The organism is Nocardioides limicola (genome assembly GCF_016827675.1).
GTDB lineage: Bacteria > Actinomycetota > Actinomycetes > Propionibacteriales > Nocardioidaceae > Nocardioides > Nocardioides limicola.
Window position 1 is genome coordinate 219,925 of sequence record NZ_JAERJA010000004.1, and the last position, 16,440, is coordinate 236,364.

General features: G+C 66.6%; 14 protein-coding genes. All 14 read left to right on the forward strand.

Annotation, left to right across the window (positions count from 1 at the left end; genetic code table 11):
- Positions 1–217 precede the first annotated feature (217 nt).
- On the forward strand, positions 218–751 hold the full coding sequence (rplJ, locus tag JKG67_RS10595) for a 50S ribosomal protein L10 (RefSeq protein WP_203337264.1): 534 nt from the start codon (positions 218–220) through the stop codon (positions 749–751).
- A 78-nt stretch (positions 752–829) separates the two neighbouring features.
- Positions 830–1,219, forward strand: coding sequence for a 50S ribosomal protein L7/L12 (gene rplL, locus JKG67_RS10600; RefSeq protein WP_203337265.1), 390 nt, complete (start codon positions 830–832; stop codon positions 1,217–1,219).
- Between the two features lie 275 nt (positions 1,220–1,494).
- Complete coding sequence (locus JKG67_RS10605) at positions 1,495–2,451, forward strand: ABC transporter ATP-binding protein (RefSeq protein ID WP_203337266.1); 957 nt, start codon at positions 1,495–1,497, stop codon at positions 2,449–2,451.
- An 8-nt stretch (positions 2,452–2,459) separates the two neighbouring features.
- Positions 2,460–3,248: an MlaE family ABC transporter permease gene (locus JKG67_RS10610; RefSeq protein WP_203337267.1), complete on the forward strand. Its 789-nt coding sequence runs from the start codon at positions 2,460–2,462 to the stop codon at positions 3,246–3,248.
- Between the two features lie 13 nt (positions 3,249–3,261).
- Positions 3,262–4,089: an MlaE family ABC transporter permease gene (locus tag JKG67_RS10615; protein WP_238998303.1), complete on the forward strand. Its 828-nt coding sequence runs from the start codon at positions 3,262–3,264 to the stop codon at positions 4,087–4,089.
- A 4-nt stretch (positions 4,090–4,093) separates the two neighbouring features.
- Complete coding sequence (locus JKG67_RS10620) at positions 4,094–5,386, forward strand: MCE family protein (protein ID WP_203337269.1); 1,293 nt, start codon at positions 4,094–4,096, stop codon at positions 5,384–5,386.
- Positions 5,383–6,414, forward strand: a complete 1,032-nt coding sequence (locus JKG67_RS10625) for an MCE family protein (RefSeq protein ID WP_203337270.1) — start codon at positions 5,383–5,385, stop codon at positions 6,412–6,414. Before JKG67_RS10620 ends, JKG67_RS10625 begins: the two co-directional genes overlap by 4 nt.
- On the forward strand, positions 6,411–7,373 hold the full coding sequence (locus tag JKG67_RS10630; protein ID WP_203337271.1) for an MCE family protein: 963 nt from the start codon (positions 6,411–6,413) through the stop codon (positions 7,371–7,373). The genes JKG67_RS10625 and JKG67_RS10630 overlap by 4 nt, the downstream gene beginning before the upstream one ends.
- 2 nt (positions 7,374–7,375) lie before the next feature.
- Complete coding sequence (locus tag JKG67_RS10635; protein ID WP_238998256.1) at positions 7,376–8,506, forward strand: MCE family protein; 1,131 nt, start codon at positions 7,376–7,378, stop codon at positions 8,504–8,506.
- Position 8,507: 1 nt separating this feature from the next.
- Positions 8,508–9,941: an MCE family protein gene (locus JKG67_RS10640; protein WP_203337272.1), complete on the forward strand. Its 1,434-nt coding sequence runs from the start codon at positions 8,508–8,510 to the stop codon at positions 9,939–9,941.
- Positions 9,938–11,200 carry an MCE family protein gene (locus JKG67_RS10645; RefSeq protein ID WP_203337273.1) on the forward strand — a complete coding sequence of 421 codons (1,263 nt, stop codon included), beginning with the start codon at positions 9,938–9,940 and terminating at the stop codon, positions 11,198–11,200. Before JKG67_RS10640 ends, JKG67_RS10645 begins: the two co-directional genes overlap by 4 nt.
- Entirely contained in the window at positions 11,197–11,931 is a 735-nt protein-coding gene (locus JKG67_RS10650) for a hypothetical protein (RefSeq protein ID WP_203337274.1), read from the forward strand. Before JKG67_RS10645 ends, JKG67_RS10650 begins: the two co-directional genes overlap by 4 nt.
- A complete protein-coding gene (locus JKG67_RS10655) occupies positions 11,928–12,713 on the forward strand; it encodes a J domain-containing protein (protein ID WP_203337275.1) in 786 nt (261 codons plus the stop codon). The genes JKG67_RS10650 and JKG67_RS10655 overlap by 4 nt, the downstream gene beginning before the upstream one ends.
- A gap of 232 nt (positions 12,714–12,945) precedes the next feature.
- Positions 12,946–16,437: a DNA-directed RNA polymerase subunit beta gene (gene rpoB, locus JKG67_RS10660; protein ID WP_238998257.1), complete on the forward strand. Its 3,492-nt coding sequence runs from the start codon at positions 12,946–12,948 to the stop codon at positions 16,435–16,437.
- Positions 16,438–16,440 lie beyond the last annotated feature (3 nt).

Consider the following 16,440-nt stretch of genomic DNA (forward strand, 5'->3'; position numbering starts at 1 on the left):
CACTCCGTGGCCTATCGTCGTCCAGAACCAAAGACCGCCGGTTTATCGGCTGCGCCCCGGCGCACCGACCGAAGGTTCCGCGACAGCGGACGGCCTGCGCAGGTGACCAGAGCGGTACTACGCCCTGAGCACTTGTGCTCGGGGCGTTCGTCGTTCCGGGGCCGGGCACCGGTGGTCCGACCAGCCGGCGTATGCCGGATGACCCGGAAGGAGACCCATGGCGCGGCCAGACAAGGCAGCAGCCGTCGCGGAGCTCGTTGACCAGTTCAACGAGTCCTCCGGCGCGGTGCTGACCGAGTACCGCGGTCTCACCGTGAAGCAGCTGCAGGACCTGCGGCGCTCCCTCGGCGAGCACGCCACCTACGCCGTGGTCAAGAACACGCTTACCAAGATCGCTGCCCAGGAGGCGGGTGTCGAAGGATTCGACGACCTGCTGACGGGGCCGACCGCTATCGCCTTCATCTCGGGCGACGTGGTCGAGGCGGCCAAGGGGCTGCGTGACTTTGCCAAGGCAAACCCCGCCCTCGTGATCAAGGGCGGTCTCCTGGACGGTGCGGCATTGGACGCGTCCGAGGTGGCCAAGCTGGCCGACCTCGAGTCGCGCGAGGTGCTGCTGGGCAAGCTCGCGGGCGGCATGCTCGCGACGCTCACCCAAGCCGCCCAGCTGTTCAACGCCCCCGCCTCCCAGACCGCCCGGCTCGCCGGCGCGCTGGCGGCGAAGCTCGAGCAGGAAGCACCCGCCGAGGCCTGAGCGGGCCGAGACGAGACACCCACAACCCGGTCGTCGGCTTGACGCAGACGACGACCACACTAGGAAGGACACGCCACCATGGCGAAGCTCAGCACCGACGAGCTCCTTGACGCGTTCAAGGAGATGACCCTGATCGAGCTCAGCGAGTTCGTGAAGCAGTTCGAGGAGACCTTCGGCGTCACCGCCGCGGCTCCGGTTGCCGTGGCAGCTGCCGCTGCTCCCGCTGGTGGCGGCGGCGACGCTGCTGCTGCCGAGCAGGACGAGTTCGACGTCGTTCTCGAGTCGGCCGGCGACAAGAAGATCAACGTGATCAAGGAGGTGCGCGCTCTCACCTCGCTGGGCCTCAAGGAGGCCAAGGAGCTGGTGGAGTCCGCTCCGAAGGCGATCCTGGAGAAGGTCAACAAGGAAGCTGCCGAGAAGGCCAAGGAAGCCCTCGAGGGCGCCGGCGCCAGCGTCAGCGTCAAGTGACCCCTACTGCCTGAGGCAGTACGCCGATCCGTCGGCCGACGGGCGGTCCATCCCCGAGTGGGATGGGCCGCCCGTTCGCATTTCCTGGGGCGACACGATCGTGGGACGGGGCGTGACGTACGCCGCATTTGTGCGTAACCTCACCCATGGCCAGCCGTTTACCCAGTGGTAGCGGTGCTGCCTGTCGACACTCCCGGTGCTCCGGATCGGTGTTCGGACGGCCAGCACGAGCCGCGTACGCAACCGCGCAACAGCGAAGGTAGGGAGTCCGCGCCATGGGCGTTGAGATCAAGATCGAGAACCTGACGAAGAGCTTCGGCAAGGATCTGATCTGGAAGGGCGTGACGCTCACCGTGCCCGCCGGTGAGATCTGTGTGATGCTCGGTCCCTCGGGCACCGGCAAGTCGGTCCTCCTCAAGACCCTGATCGGGCTGCTCAAGCCCAACGAGGGGTCGGTCATCATCGAGGGTGTCGACATCGCCAACTGTTCGGAGAAGGACCTCTACGAGATCCGCAAGCTGTTCGGTGTGCTGTTCCAGGACGGCGCCATGTTCGGCTCGATGAACCTCTACGACAACGTCGCCTTCCCGCTGCGCGAGCACACCAAGAAGTCTGAGTCCGACATCCGCAAGATCGTCATGGAGAAGATGGACCTGGTCGGTCTGATCGGTGCGGAGTACAAGCTCCCCGGTGAGATCTCCGGCGGTATGCGCAAGCGCGCCGGTCTGGCCCGGGCCCTGGTGCTGGACCCCGAGATCGTCCTCTTCGACGAGCCGGACTCGGGCCTCGACCCGGTGCGTACGTCGTTCCTGAACCAGCTCATCGTCGACCTGAACGCGCAGATCGACGCCACCTTCGTGATCGTCACCCACGACGTGAACAGCTGCCGCACCGTGCCGGACAACATTGGCCTGCTGTACCACAAGCACCTCGCCATGTTCGGTCCCCGGGAGATGCTGCTCAGCTCCGAGGAGCCGGTGGTCCGCCAGTTCCTCAACGCGCAGCGGGTCGGCCCGATCGGCATGTCGGAGGAGAAGGACGCCGACGAGCTCGCCGCCGAGTCCGACCAGGAACTGCCGCCGCTGCCGCCGATCCCGCTCCAGCTCGCCCCGTCGAACGGCATTCCGCGTCGCGCCCAGCGTCCGCCGGGTGAGTGGTGCCGCCTCAACGGGATCACGCCGCCCCCGGGCTCCTTCATGAGCCAGAACGCCGGACTGGCTCCGGGGTCCTGACTGCCACAATGGCTACCCTCACCCCCGCCAAGGCACTGGCACCGATCGGCACCGCCGGGAAGCTCTTTGCCTTCGCACTCGACGTCATCCGCGCGCTCTTCAAGCGTCCGTTCCAGCTGCGTGAGTTCCTCCAGCAGTCCTGGTTCATCGCCTCGGTGACGATCATCCCCACCGCCCTGGTGGCAATCCCCTTCGGTGCGGTGATCGCCCTCCAGGTCGGAGGACTGATCAAGCAGTTCGGCGCCGAGTCGTTCACCGGCTCTGCCTCCGTGCTCGCGGTGGTCCGCAACGCCGGCCCGATCGCGACCGCGCTGCTGGTTGCCGGTGCCGGCGGTTCGGCGATCGCTGCTGACCTCGGTGCCCGCAAGATCCGTGAAGAGCTGGACGCCATGATGGTGCTCGGCATCGACCCGATCCAGCGGTTGGTGGTGCCCCGGGTGCTCGCCTGCATGCTGGTGGCGGTCTTCCTCAACGGCTTGGTCTCGGTGGTCGGCGTCGCCGGCGGCTACTTCTTCAACGTGGTCCTCCAGGACGGCACACCGGGCGCCTATCTGGCCAGTTTCACCGCGCTCGCGCAACTGGCCGATATCTGGCAAGGGCTACTGAAAGCCCTGGTGTTCGGCATGATCGCGGCGATCGTGGCCTGTTATATGGGGATGAACGCCGGAGGTGGACCCAAGGGTGTCGGTGATGCGGTGAACCAGTCCGTCGTCATCACGTTCTTGTTGCTGTTCGTGGTCAATTTCGTGATGAGTGCCCTGTACTTCCAGCTCGTGCCACAGAAGACAGGGGGTTGACGCCATGTCGACGATGAACTCGATGAAGGGCGTCTACGAGAAGCCCCTCGGCCTCCTGGACCGGCTCGGCGAGGAGCTCGCCTTCTACGTCAAGGCGCTCGCCTGGACGCCGCGGACGCTGCGCCGCTACAAGAAGGAGATCCTGAGGATCCTGGCCGAGGTCACCCTCGGCTCCGGCTCCCTGGCGATCATCGGTGGCACGGTCGGCGTGATCACCGCCATGTGCTTCTTCACCGGCACCGAGGTGGGGCTGCAGGGCTACGCGGCCCTCGACCAGCTCGGCACCGCCGCGTTCTCCGGCTTCGTCTCGGCCTACTTCAACACCCGCGAGATCGCCCCGCTGGTGGCCGGCATCGCACTCGCCGCGACCGTCGGCTGTGGCTTCACCGCCCAACTGGGCGCGATGCGGATCTCCGAGGAGATCGACGCCCTCGAGGTGATGGCGATCCCGTCACTGCCGTTCCTGGTCACCACCCGGATCATCGGTGGCCTGATCGCCATCGTGCCGCTCTACGTCGTCGGCCTGCTGTCGTCGTACTTCGCCACCAGACTCGTGGTCACCCAGGCGTTCGGACAGAGCACCGGCACCTATGACCACTACTTCAACCAGTTCCTGCTGCCCGAGGACGTGCTGTGGTCCTTCGGCAAGGTGCTGGTCTTCGCTGTCACGGTGATCCTGATCCACTGCTACCACGGCTACACGGCCTCCGGCGGACCAGCCGGCGTGGGTGTGGCCGTCGGTCACGCGGTGCGGACCAGCATCGTGGCGATCAACGTGATCGACCTCTTCCTGTCCATGGCGATCTGGGGCACCAGCACCACGGTGCGGTTGGCGGGATGACGCGATGAAACTCAACAAACACCATGCCCTCGGACTGGTCTTCTGTGCGCTGCTGCTGATCGGCGGCGGCTTGGTCTGGGCCCAGTTCACAAACAAGTTCGCCTCGTTCGAACGGGTCAGCCTGGAGACCTCCAAGGTCGGCCTCCAGTTGCCCTCGCGAGCCGACATCAAGGTGCGCGGGGTGATCGTGGGCGAGGTCCTCGATGTCACCACCGAGGAGAACGGCGCCGTGATCGGCCTCGGCATCTTCCCCGAGCACATCGACACCATCCCGAGCAACGTCACCGGCTCCATCGAACCGAAGACGCTCTTCGGTGAGAAGTACGTCAACCTGGTGATCCCCAGCGACCCCAGCAGTTCCGCGTTGCAGGATGGCGACGTGATCACCAGGACCGAGGTGGCGATCGAGGTGGAGCAGGTCCTCAACGACCTCTTCCCCCTGCTGCGCGCGGTGCAGCCCGCCGACCTCAACCTGATGCTCAACGCCATCGCCACCGCTCTTGAGGGCCAGGGCAACGACCTCGGCGACAACCTGGAGACGCTGGACAGCTACCTCAAGCGGATGAACCCCCAGGTCGACCCGCTCGTGGAGGACCTTCGGCTCACCGCCGAGATGGCTGACCTGTACGCCGACGTCTTCCCCGAGATCGCCCAGATCCTGCGCAACCAGATCGTCACCCTCGGCACCCTCGAGGAGCGTGAACAGCGCCTCAACACGCTGTTCACCGACGTGGCCGCCTTCTCCGGCACCGCGGAGAGGTTCCTGGACGACAACCGGGACAACATGGTGCGGCTGGGCCGGCTCGGCGTCCAGCAACTTCGGTTGCTGGAGCGCTACTCGCCCATCTACCCCTGCCTGCTGGAGGGTCTGGTGACCTCCGCCGCCAACAACGCCGAGGCCTTCCGGAACTACACCTTGCACATCAACCTGCAACTGTTGCCCGTCCAGCCGCGCGGCTACACCCCCGATGACGCTCCCCGCTACGGAGCCCGGAACGGACCGGACTGCCTCACGCTGCCCAACCCGCCGTACAACCAGCAGAACAAGGCTCCGTGGCCCGGCAACTTCGACGACGGCATCGACCGGCCGACCGGCAAGGGGAGCATCCGCGTTCCCACCGGCTTCGACGCGGCGCTGCTGGACAGTGCGGCCGGCTTCGTCGGCAGCGAGGCCGAGGCGGAACTGCTCCGCAGCATCCTCTCCCCGGTGCTCGGGGTCGGCTCGGCGGACGTTCCTGACCTGGGCCTGCTGCTGCTCGCCCCGATGGCTCGCGGAGCGGAGGTGAACCTGCGATGAGGGTTCTCGACAAGCGCACCGTCGGCGACCTGGTCCGCCTGGTCGCCTTCATCACCGTCACCGTGCTGGCCACCAGCCTGCTGGTGATCGTCATCGGCAACCTGACGTTCGAGCGGACCCGCACCTATCAGGCCGTGTTCTCCGACGCCACCGGAGTGGTCAAGGGCGACGACGTCCGGGTGGCCGGGGTCAAGGTCGGTGTGGTCAGGGACATCGAGATCCACGAGCGCAACCGGGCGCTGGTGACATTCACCGCCGCCGAGCACGCACCGGTGACCCGGGCCACCGAGGCCCAGATCAGGTACCGCAACCTGGTCGGTCAGCGCTACATCTCCCTGAACCCAGGGACCGGCGAGACCACCGAGTTGGTGGAGGGCGACACGATCCCGATCACCCAGACCCAGCCGGCGCTCGACCTGACCCTCCTCTTCAACGGCTTCAAGCCGCTCTTCGAGGCTCTGTCGCCGGCCGACATCAACAAGCTGTCCTACGAGATCGTCCAGGTCTTCCAGGGCGAGGGCGGCACCCTGCAGTCGCTGCTCGGGCACACGGCGTCGGTGACCTCGACCCTGGCCGACCGTGACCAGATCATCTCGGACCTGATCGTGAACCTGAACGAGGTGCTGATCATCGTCGCCGACCGGGACGAGGAGCTCACCGATCTGATCCTCGCCTTCCGGGAACTGGTCAGTGGCCTGAAGGATGACCGGGAGGCCATCCTCGGCGCCCTCGACGACATCAGCATCCTCGCCGTGGAGACCGCCGATCTGGTCACCGAGATCAAGGACCCGTTCATCAACGACATCCGGGAGTTGCGGAAGCTGGCCGGCAACATCGACCGCAAGTCCGACGAGCTGGACCGGGCCCTGCAGGTGATGCCGATCAAGTTGGAGAAGGTCGGTCGCACGGCGATCTACGGCTCCTACTTCAACTTCTACCTCTGCGACTTCAAGGGCCGCGTGAGGTTGCCCGGACTGACCGTTCCGGTCGACTACGCCACGGGCTCGGACAGGTGTGATCTGGGATGAAACCCTTCCGCGAACGCAACCCGATCCTGGTCGGCGCGGCCAGCATCGCCGTCCTGAGCACCTTGATGCTGGCCGCCTTCCGTGCTGACGATCTGCCGGTGATCGGCGGCGGCGACACCTACTACGCCGCGTTCTCCGAGGCCGGCGGGCTCAAAGTCGACGACACGGTCCGCATCGCCGGCGTCCGGGTCGGCAAGGTCTCCGAGATCGAACTCGACGGCGACCAGGTGATGGTCGGCTTCCGGATCCGCACCAAGTCCGACTTCGGCACCGAGTCCCGCGCCGCGATCAAGGTGAACACGATCCTCGGTCAGATGTACATGGCGCTGGAGCCGGCCGGTGACGGTCAGCTCGCCAAGGGCGCGGTGATCCCGGTGGAGAGGACCACCTCGTCCTACGACGTGGTGCAGGCGTTCACCGGTTTCGCCGAGGTGGCCGAGGAGATCGACACCGACCAGTTGGCGGCGGCACTACACACGCTGGCCGATCTGACCGAGAACACCCCGGCCGAGTTCCGAGCGGCCCTGGACGGCGTCTCCCGGCTCTCCCAGAACATCGCCGCCAAGGATGCCGAGATCAACACGCTGCTGAAGAACCTGCGGATCGTGTCCGGGGTCCTGCACGAGCGCGACCAGGACATCATCGGCCTGATGGAGGACGCGGACGTGCTGTTCCGGGCCCTGGTGGCTCGGCGCGACTCCATCCACAACCTGCTGGTCGCCACCAGCCAACTCTCCCGTGAGCTCACCTCGCTGGTGCGTGACAGCCGTGAGGATCTCAAGCCCGCACTGACCCACCTGGACAACGTGGTCGAGGTGCTGCTCAAGAACCAGGACAACCTGGACAACAGCCTCAGGTTGATGGGTCCCTTCTACCGGGTCTTCGCCAACACGCTGGGCAACGGGCCGTGGTTCGACACCTACATCCAGAACTGGCCATTCGTGCCGCAGATCGGATGATGATGGAGACCTTCAAGAAGCTACTCGTCCCCGGCGTGCTGCTGGTCCTGGTGGTCACCGCCGGGATCCTGATCCTGGGCGGCAGCAAATCCAAGACCGTCACCGCCAGCTTCCCCCGGACCGTCTCGGTCTACGAGGGATCCGACGTGGCGGTGCTCGGTGTGGCCATTGGCACCGTGGAGAAGGTGGTGCCCAGCGGGACCACCGTCGAGGTGACCATGCGGTACGACGCCGACGTGCAGATCCCGGCCGACGCCGAGGCGATCATCGTCGCTCCGTCGATCGTCGGTGACCGGTACGTGCAGCTGATTCCGCCCTACACCGGCGGGGACGTGCTCCCCGACGGCGCGGTGCTCGACACCAGCCGGACCGGGACCCCCCTGGAGCTCGACGAGATCTACCAGAGCCTCGACCACCTGGTCGTGGCCCTCGGTCCCGACGGCGCCAACCGCGACGGTTCCCTCACCCGGCTGCTGGAGACCACGGCAGCGAACTTCGAGGGCGAGGGCGAGAAGTTCAACCAGATGCTCCACGACCTCGGCACCTTCAGCGGCACCCTTGACAACAACAAGGACGAGCTCTTCGGGGCGGCCAGCGAACTGCACCAGTTCATCGCCACCCTCGCGGAGAACGACCAGACGGTGCGGGACTTCAACACTTCGCTTGCCCAGGTGTCGGCGATGCTGGCCGGAGAACGCGATGAACTCTCCCAGGCGCTGCGGAACCTGTCGGTCGCTATGCGACACGTGACCGACTTCGTCGCAGAGAACCGTGAACTCCTCGGAAAGAACATCGACGGGATCAACAAGATCGCCAGGATCCTGGTCAAGCAGCGCGACGCCCTCGACGAGACCCTGCATGTGGCACCGTTGGCGCTGACCAACCTGGCGCACACCTACAACCCGATGACCGGCACCCTGGACACCCGGGCCAACGTCGGCAACCTGGTCCACGAGATCACCAGCAACCCGGGGATCTTCCTGTGCGGTCTGGTCAACCAGGCCGACACCAGTGGAGCCGCTTGCGACCTGCTCCAGCAGATCCTGCCCCGGGACGGATCCTTCGGCGAGTACCGCTGGGAGCCCGAGCAGCCGTTCGACCTGACGCTCGGCGGATTCGTGGAGGGGAACTGAGATGACGAACCTCCGCAAGTTGGCCCTGCTGCCGCTGCTGGCCATGCTGCTGGGCGCCTGTGGCTTCGATGTCTACAAGATGCCGCTGCCCGGTGGAGCCGACGTCGGCAAGGACCCGATGGTGATCACCGTCGAGTTCGCGGACGTGCTGGACCTGGTGCCGCAGTCCTCGGTCAAGGTCAACGACATCTCGGTGGGTCGGGTCAGCGACGTACGCCTGGTCGGCAACACCGCCGAACTGGAGTTGACCCTCCGCAACGATGTCGGCCTGCCCGCGAACGCCATCGCTGAGATCCGGATGACCAGCCTGCTCGGTGAGAAGTTCGTCTCCCTCGGGGCGCCGGTGACCGCGCCCAGCGGGGAGTTGGCCGACGGTGACCACATTCCGCTCGACCGCAGCGGCCGCAACCCCGAGGTCGAAGAGGTCTTCGGCGCGCTGAGCCTGCTGCTCAACGGTGGCGGGGTCGCCCAACTGAAGACGATCTCCCACGAGTTGAACCTGGCCCTGGAGGGCCGCGAGGGTTCGGTGCGTTCGGTGCTCCGACAGATCGACGAGTTCATGGGCACCCTGGACCGCAACAAGGACGACATCGTGCACGCCATCGAGGCGCTGAACCGCCTCTCGCTGCAGGTGAGCAGCCAGGTCGACACCATCGATGCGGCGCTGGCCGAGTTGCCGAGCGCGCTGCGCTCCCTGGACTCCCAGCGCGAGGCGCTCATCCAGATGTTGGACGCCCTCAACGAGCTCAGCGATGTCGGCGTCGAGGTCATCCAGGTGACCAAGCAGGACACGGTGCGCAGCTTGGAGTTGCTCACCCCCGTGCTGAGTCAGTTCGCCAAGGCGGGAGACGACTTCATCGACGTCTTCCACGTCTTCTACGCCTATCCGTTCGTGGACGAGGTGGTCGGCCGCGACCCGCAGGTGGCGCGCAACCTGCACATGGGTGACTACACCAACCTCTCGGTGCAGCTGGACCTCGACTTCCGCAACGGCCTGCCGACGCTGCCGGGACTGCCCACCGACGAGTGCCACCAGTTGGCCGACCTCCCCAGCGACGGACCGCTGCCCAACCTCGAAGAACTCTGCGAGGACGCCCTCAACGCCATCAGCGCCTGCCTGCAGCAACGCACCGTCGACGCCTGCGCCGGCCTGCCCAACGCGGTGATCAACCAGGTCTGCGCCTCGGTGCCGCTGCCCGGGCTCTGCCCCACGGGCGGCAACGGTGGTCTGCTCGACCCGATCCTGGGCGGCAGCAGCAACGGGGACACCGGGGGAGGACTGCTCGATCCGATCCTGAACCTCTTGCCACGGGCCGGCTTCGGTGCGATCCATCCCGAACGCGGACCGACGTACGGACAACTGATGAGCCACTACCACCCCGGTCTGGTCAGTCTGTTCGTGCCCACCCTGGTCACTGAGGAGGCGGTCCGATGATCAGCCGACGCACCAAGATCCAACTGCTGATCTTCGTGGCCATCACGTTGCTCGGTGTCAGCTTCGTCGGAGCTCGCTACGCCAAGTTGGACCGGTACTTCTACGACAGCGACTACCGCGTCACCGCCCACTTCGCCGACTCCGGCGGCATCTTCCCGAACGCCGAAGTGACCTACCGCGGCGTCCGGATCGGCAAGGTCGGCCACATGGAGCTGACCGCCGACGGGGTCGACGTGCGCCTCGACATCGAGAAGAAGTACCGCGACATCCCCGCAGACACCCGTGCCCTGGTCGGCAACAGGTCGGCCGTCGGTGAGCACTACGTGGAGCTGCAGCCTCGTGTCGACACCGGCCCGTACCTCGAGAACGGGTCCACGATCGCCCGGGCCAACACGCAGATCCCGATCAGCACCACCACCTTGCTCACCAACATCTCCACCACGGTCAGCTCGGTCGACCAGGACGCGTTGCGCACCAGCGTCAGCGAACTGGGCCTGGCGTTCGGCGGTGCCGGCGAGTCGCTGCGACAGATCATCACCACCGGCAACTCGTTCATCGAGACGGCGAACGACAACTTCGAGCTGACCCGCGACCTGATCCGGGACAGCAACGTGGTGCTTCGCGGCCAGGTCGACTCGGCCAGCGCGATCCGCAGCTTCGCCCGCGACCTCAACCTGTTCACCGGCTCCTTGGTCGCCTCCGACGACGACCTGCGCCGGGTGATCAACCGCGGCAGCGGCATGGCGAATGCGCTGAACGCCCTGATCGAGGACAACGAGGAGAACCTCGGCGAACTCATCCACAACCTGGTCACCACCGGCGAGGTCGTGGTTCGGCACCTCGACGGCATCCAGCAGATCCTGATCCTCTACCCGATGGTGGTCGAGGGCAGCTTCTCAGTGGTGGACCCCGAGGTGGACACCGGCTTGATGAACGCGAACTTCGGAATGATCCTCACCGAGAACCCGCACATCTGCCACGAAGGCTATGAGGGCACCGACCGGCGGCCTCCGCAGAACGGCGGGAACCGGCCGATGAACGAGGACGCGCGCTGCACCGAGCCGGCCTCGAAGTCGAACCCGCGTGGCGCCCAGCACGCCCCCCGAGCTCCGGTCTTCGGACACTACGACCCGATCACCGGCGAGGTGACCATCCACGAGTCGGCTCAGGACCCTTCCGCTAGGTTGGCCCCACGGTCACTGGGAGAGGAGTCGTGGAAGTGGTTGTACCTCCAGCCCCTGCTCAGCGCGCAGGAGTGAGTGAGGACCCCACCACGCCGACCCGTAGTGCCCGCGGCGCCGCCACCCTCGTGGTCGTCGCCGTGGCCACCTTCGGGCTGGCCTTGGCCACCCTGATCGGGGTGACCACGGTGCGAGTCGTCGATGCCTCTCGCGGCAGTGCTGCGGTCGAGCTCCAGGATGAGCGCGATGCCGTCATCGCCCGCGCCGAAGAGTTCCTGCTGCTGATGGGCAGTTACGGACCCGACCAGGTCAACGAGGCCGGCGAGATGCCGGAGTACCGTCGCGCCGTCTCCGAACTCCTCACCTCCAAGTTCGCCGCCGAGTTCGCCGAGCAGGCGGCCGTGGTGGAGCAGTTGGTCGTCCAGGCCGAGCAGTCGCGCACCGCCGAGGTCTTCGGTGCCGGTGTCTCCCGGCTGGATGAGGACACCGCAGTGGCCGTGGTCGCCGGCGCCTTCACCGACTCCTACGGCGACGGCGAGGCGTTGGCCCCGTCCGCGTTCCGGCTGCAGGTGACTCTGGTCAAGATCGGCGGCGTGTGGCTGGTGGACGACTTCGAGCCGATCACCGGGTCGACATGGCGCCGCCCCGCGCCCGAGCAGCCCGAGGAGCCGGGACCGGGCGACGAGCCGGACGGCGACCCCGAGGACCCTGACGACGAGACTCCCGAGGATGAGGCGCCTGAGGACGAGGCCCCCGAGGACGAGGCACCCGAGGACGAGGCCCCCGAGGACGAGGGGGAGCAGCCGTGACCCCGAGCTGGTACGACGTACTGGGAGTCGACGCCGACGCCGACGCCCAGACCATCCGGGACGCGTGGAAGGCCATGATCGCGGACCTGGAGCCGACCGACGGCCGCTTCCGTGCCGCCAACGCGGCCGCCGAGGTGCTGCTGGACCCCGATCGCCGGGCTGCGTACGACGCCACCCTGGTCCCCAGCGAACCCGAGCCAGCACCCGAGTCCCCGGCTGACGGCCCCCTCATGGCCGCAGACGCCGCTGCGGCTGAGGCCGACCAGGACGCAGCCGTCGCCGCGGCGAGGACTGGAAGGACGCTTCCCCGGTGGCTGGTGGTCGGGCTGTTCGCGGCGGCCGCGGTGATGTTCATTGCGGCTGCGGCGCTCTGGTTCACCCGCGACGGGGGCGACCCGGACACCGCTGCTGCGGAGGCGCAGCGCTCCGCCGAGCAGGCGATGGCCGTGGTCCTCTCCTACGACGCCACCCGCCTCGACGACGATCGGGCCGCGGCGAAGGAGTACCTGACCGAGGATTTCGCGCGCGAGTACGACCGACTCTTCGACGGGATCGTCGCCCAGAACGCGCCGGAGCTGGGGGCGAGGGTGGAGTCGGTGGTGCTCGGCTCAGGGCTGATCCGCATCTCCTCGACCACGGCGCAGGTCTTCGTGCTCCTCGATCGTGCGGTGACCAGTCGGAGCGACCCGGAGCCGCGGATCTTCCGTGACCACGTGACGGTCTCCCTGGAGCGGGTTGGCGACGCCTGGCGGGTCGACCAGATGAGCACCGGGAGCGAGTGAGGGCACTGCGCCGAGCAGGTCGCTGCCCGCTGAAGCGGCCCTGACGCTTGACCTGAGCGGCCTGGCCGTTCATGATCATGGGGCGGTTCAGACCCGCAGTTTGCGTGCTGCCCGGATGTGGGCTATCGTGCATCTTTGCGCCTGTCCTCAGATGCCCGTCGGCCTGCCCGGATGATCGATGCGGTGGTTGGCAGTCGCCTGCCGTTCGCACGATCATCGACAAGGACAGGTCTTGGCCTCGCCCACCAATTCTGGCAACTCCCGCCGAATTTCCTTTGCAAAGATCGAAGAACCACTCGAAATCCCCCAGTTGCTCGACCTCCAGACGCGGAGTTTCGAGTGGCTCGTCGGTGGAGATGAGTGGGACGCCCAGGTCCAGTCCCGAATCGAGGCAGGCGAGGACGTCAGTCCCAAGTCCGGCCTCGAGGAGATCTTCGAAGAGATCTCTCCGATCGAGGACTTCTCCGAGACCATGTCTCTGGCCTTCGAGAACCCGGTCTTCGTCGACCCCAAGTACACCGAGGACGAGTGCAAGGAGAAGGACTTCACCTTCTCCCGGCCGCTCTACGTGACCGCGGAGTTCACCAACAACGAGACCGGTGAGATCAAGGGTCAGACGGTCTTCATGGGTGACTTCCCGATGATGACCACCAAGGGCACCTTCATCATCAACGGCACCGAGCGCGTCGTCGTCTCGCAGCTGGTCCGCTCCCCGGGCGTCTACTTCGAGCGCACCCCGGACAAGACCTCCGACAAGGACATCTACACCACCAAGGTGATCCCGTCGCGCGGTGCGTGGCTGGAGTTCGAGATCGACAAGCGCGACCTGGTCGGCGTTCGTCTCGACCGCAAGCGCAAGCAGAACGTCACCGTGCTGCTCAAGGCGCTCGCCGCCGTCGCCGAGGACCTGGGCGAGGACTACGACTACGAGGCCGTGATGGCCGAGTTCCGTGAGTACGAGTCGATCCAGCTGACCGAGGAGAAGGACCACACCGCCGGCCCCGACGAGGCGCTGCTGGACATCTACCGCAAGCTCCGTCCCGGCGAACCGCCCACCCGCGAGGCCGCGCTCACCCTGTTGAAGAACTACTACTTCAACCCCAAGCGCTACGACCTGGCCAAGGTCGGTCGCTACAAGGTGAACAAGAAGCTCGGCCTGAACGAGGCGTTCGACCAGCAAACGCTGACCATCGCCGACGTGGTCGCCACCATCCGTTACGTGGTCGCGCTGCACGACGGCCGCACCGAGCTCGAGGCGCCGGTCGGCACGATCCAGCTCTCCGCCGATGACATCGACCACTTCGGCAACCGTCGCCTGCGCACCGTGGGCGAGCTGATCCAGAACCAGCTGCGCACCGGTCTGGCCCGGATGGAGCGCGTCGTCCGCGAGCGGATGACCACTCAGGACGTCGAGGCGATCACGCCGCAGACCCTGATCAACATCCGACCCGTGGTCGCGGCGCTGAAGGAGTTCTTCGGCACCTCGCAACTGTCGCAGTTCATGGACCAGACCAACCCGATCGCCGGTCTGACCCACAAGCGGCGGCTCTCGGCACTGGGTCCCGGTGGTCTGTCCCGTGACCGCGCCGGCATGGAGGTCCGTGACGTCCACCCGTCGCACTACGGCCGGATGTGCCCGATCGAGACCCCGGAAGGCCCGAACATCGGCCTGATCGGTTCGCTCGCGTCGTACGGACGGATCAACCCGTTCGGCTTCGTGGAGACGCCGTACCGCAAGGTCGTCGACGGTGTCGTCACCACCCAGGTCGACTACCTGACCGCTGACGACGAGGACCGCTTCGTCATCGCCCAGGCGAACGCGCTGCTCGACGAGACCGGCCGCTTCTCTGAGGACCGGGTCCTGGTCCGGCAGCGCGACGGCGAGGTCTCCGAGGTCCCCGGCGACGAGGTCGACTACATGGACGTCTCGCCGCGCCAGATGGTGTCGGTGGCGACCGCGCTGATCCCGTTCCTGGAGCACGACGACGCCAACCGCGCCCTGATGGGTGCCAACATGCAGCGTCAGGCGGTGCCGCTGGTGCGGCCCGACTCGCCGCTGGTCGGCACCGGCATCGAGTACCGCGCCGCGGTGGACGCCGGAGATGTGGTGCTGGCCAAGAACGCCGGCGTCGTCCAGCAGGTGACTGCGGACTCGGTCGACGTGATGAACGACGACGGCACCTACCAGACCTACCGGCTGGCCAAGTTCCGTCGCTCCAACCAAGGCACCTGCATCAACCAGCGCCCGCTGGTGAACACCGGTGACCGGGTCGAGGTCGGTACGCCGATCGCCGACGGCCCGTCCACCGACCAGGCCGAGATGGCCCTGGGCACCAACCTGCTCGTCGCCTTCATGTCGTGGCAGGGCCACAACTACGAGGACGCGATCATCCTGTCCCAGCGCCTGGTGCAGGAGGACGTGCTCACCTCGATCCACATCGAGGAGCACGAGGTCGACGCGCGCGACACCAAGTTGGGCCCCGAGGAGATCACTCGGGACATTCCCAACGTCGGTGACGAACTGCTCGCCAACCTCGACGAGCGCGGCATCATCCGCGTCGGCGCCGAGGTGACCACCGGCGACATCCTGGTCGGCAAGGTGACCCCCAAGGGGGAGACCGAGTTGACGCCCGAGGAGCGGCTGCTCCGCGCGATCTTCGGTGAGAAGGCCCGCGAGGTCCGCGACACCTCGATGAAGGTGCCGCACGGCGAGACCGGGACCGTGATCGGGGTCCGCGAGTTCAACCGCGAGGACGGCGACGAACTGCCGCCCGGCGTGAACCAGCTGGTCCGGGTCTACGTGGCCCAGAAGCGCAAGATCTCGATCGGTGACAAGCTCGCCGGCCGGCACGGCAACAAGGGTGTCATCGCCAAGATCCTGCCGATCGAGGACATGCCGTTCATGGAGGACGGCACCCCGGTCGACGTGATCCTGAACCCGCTCGGTGTGCCGCGACGGATGAACATCGGTCAGGTGCTGGAGCTGCACACCGGCTGGTTGGCCAAGCAGGGTTGGGACCTCAACCTCTCCGGCGACCCCGAGAGCTCGGAGTGGAAGCAGCGGCTGATCAAGATCCACGCGGAGACCGCCGAGCCGAACACCCGGATCGCCACCCCGGTGTTCGACGGTGCCCGCGAGGACGAGATCACCGGCCTGCTGGGTGCCAGCCTGCCCAACCGCGACGGCAACCGGATGGTCGGTTCCGACGGCAAGGCGAACCTGTACGACGGCCGTTCCGGTGAGCCGTTCCCGGCGCCGGTCTCGGTCGGGTACATGTACATCCTCAAGCTGCACCACCTGGTGGACGACAAGATCCACGCGCGCAGCACTGGCCCGTACTCGATGATCACGCAGCAGCCCCTGGGCGGTAAGGCCCAGTTCGGTGGCCAGCGGTTCGGTGAGATGGAGGTGTGGGCCATGGAGGCGTACGGCGCCGCCTACGCACTCCAGGAACTGCTCACCATCAAGTCCGACGATGTGTCGGGCCGGGTGAAGGTCTACGAGGCGATCGTGAAGGGCGAGAACATCCCCGACTCCGGGATTCCCGAGTCGTTCAAGGTGTTGGTCAAGGAGATGCAGTCCTTGAGCCTCAACGTGGAGGTGCTGTCGGCTGACGGCTCCACCATCGAGATGCGCGATGCGGAGGAGGACGTGTTCCGTGCCGCTGAAGAGCTGGGCATCGACCTGTCCCGCCGTGAGCCCAACACCGTCGAAGAAGTCTGAGAA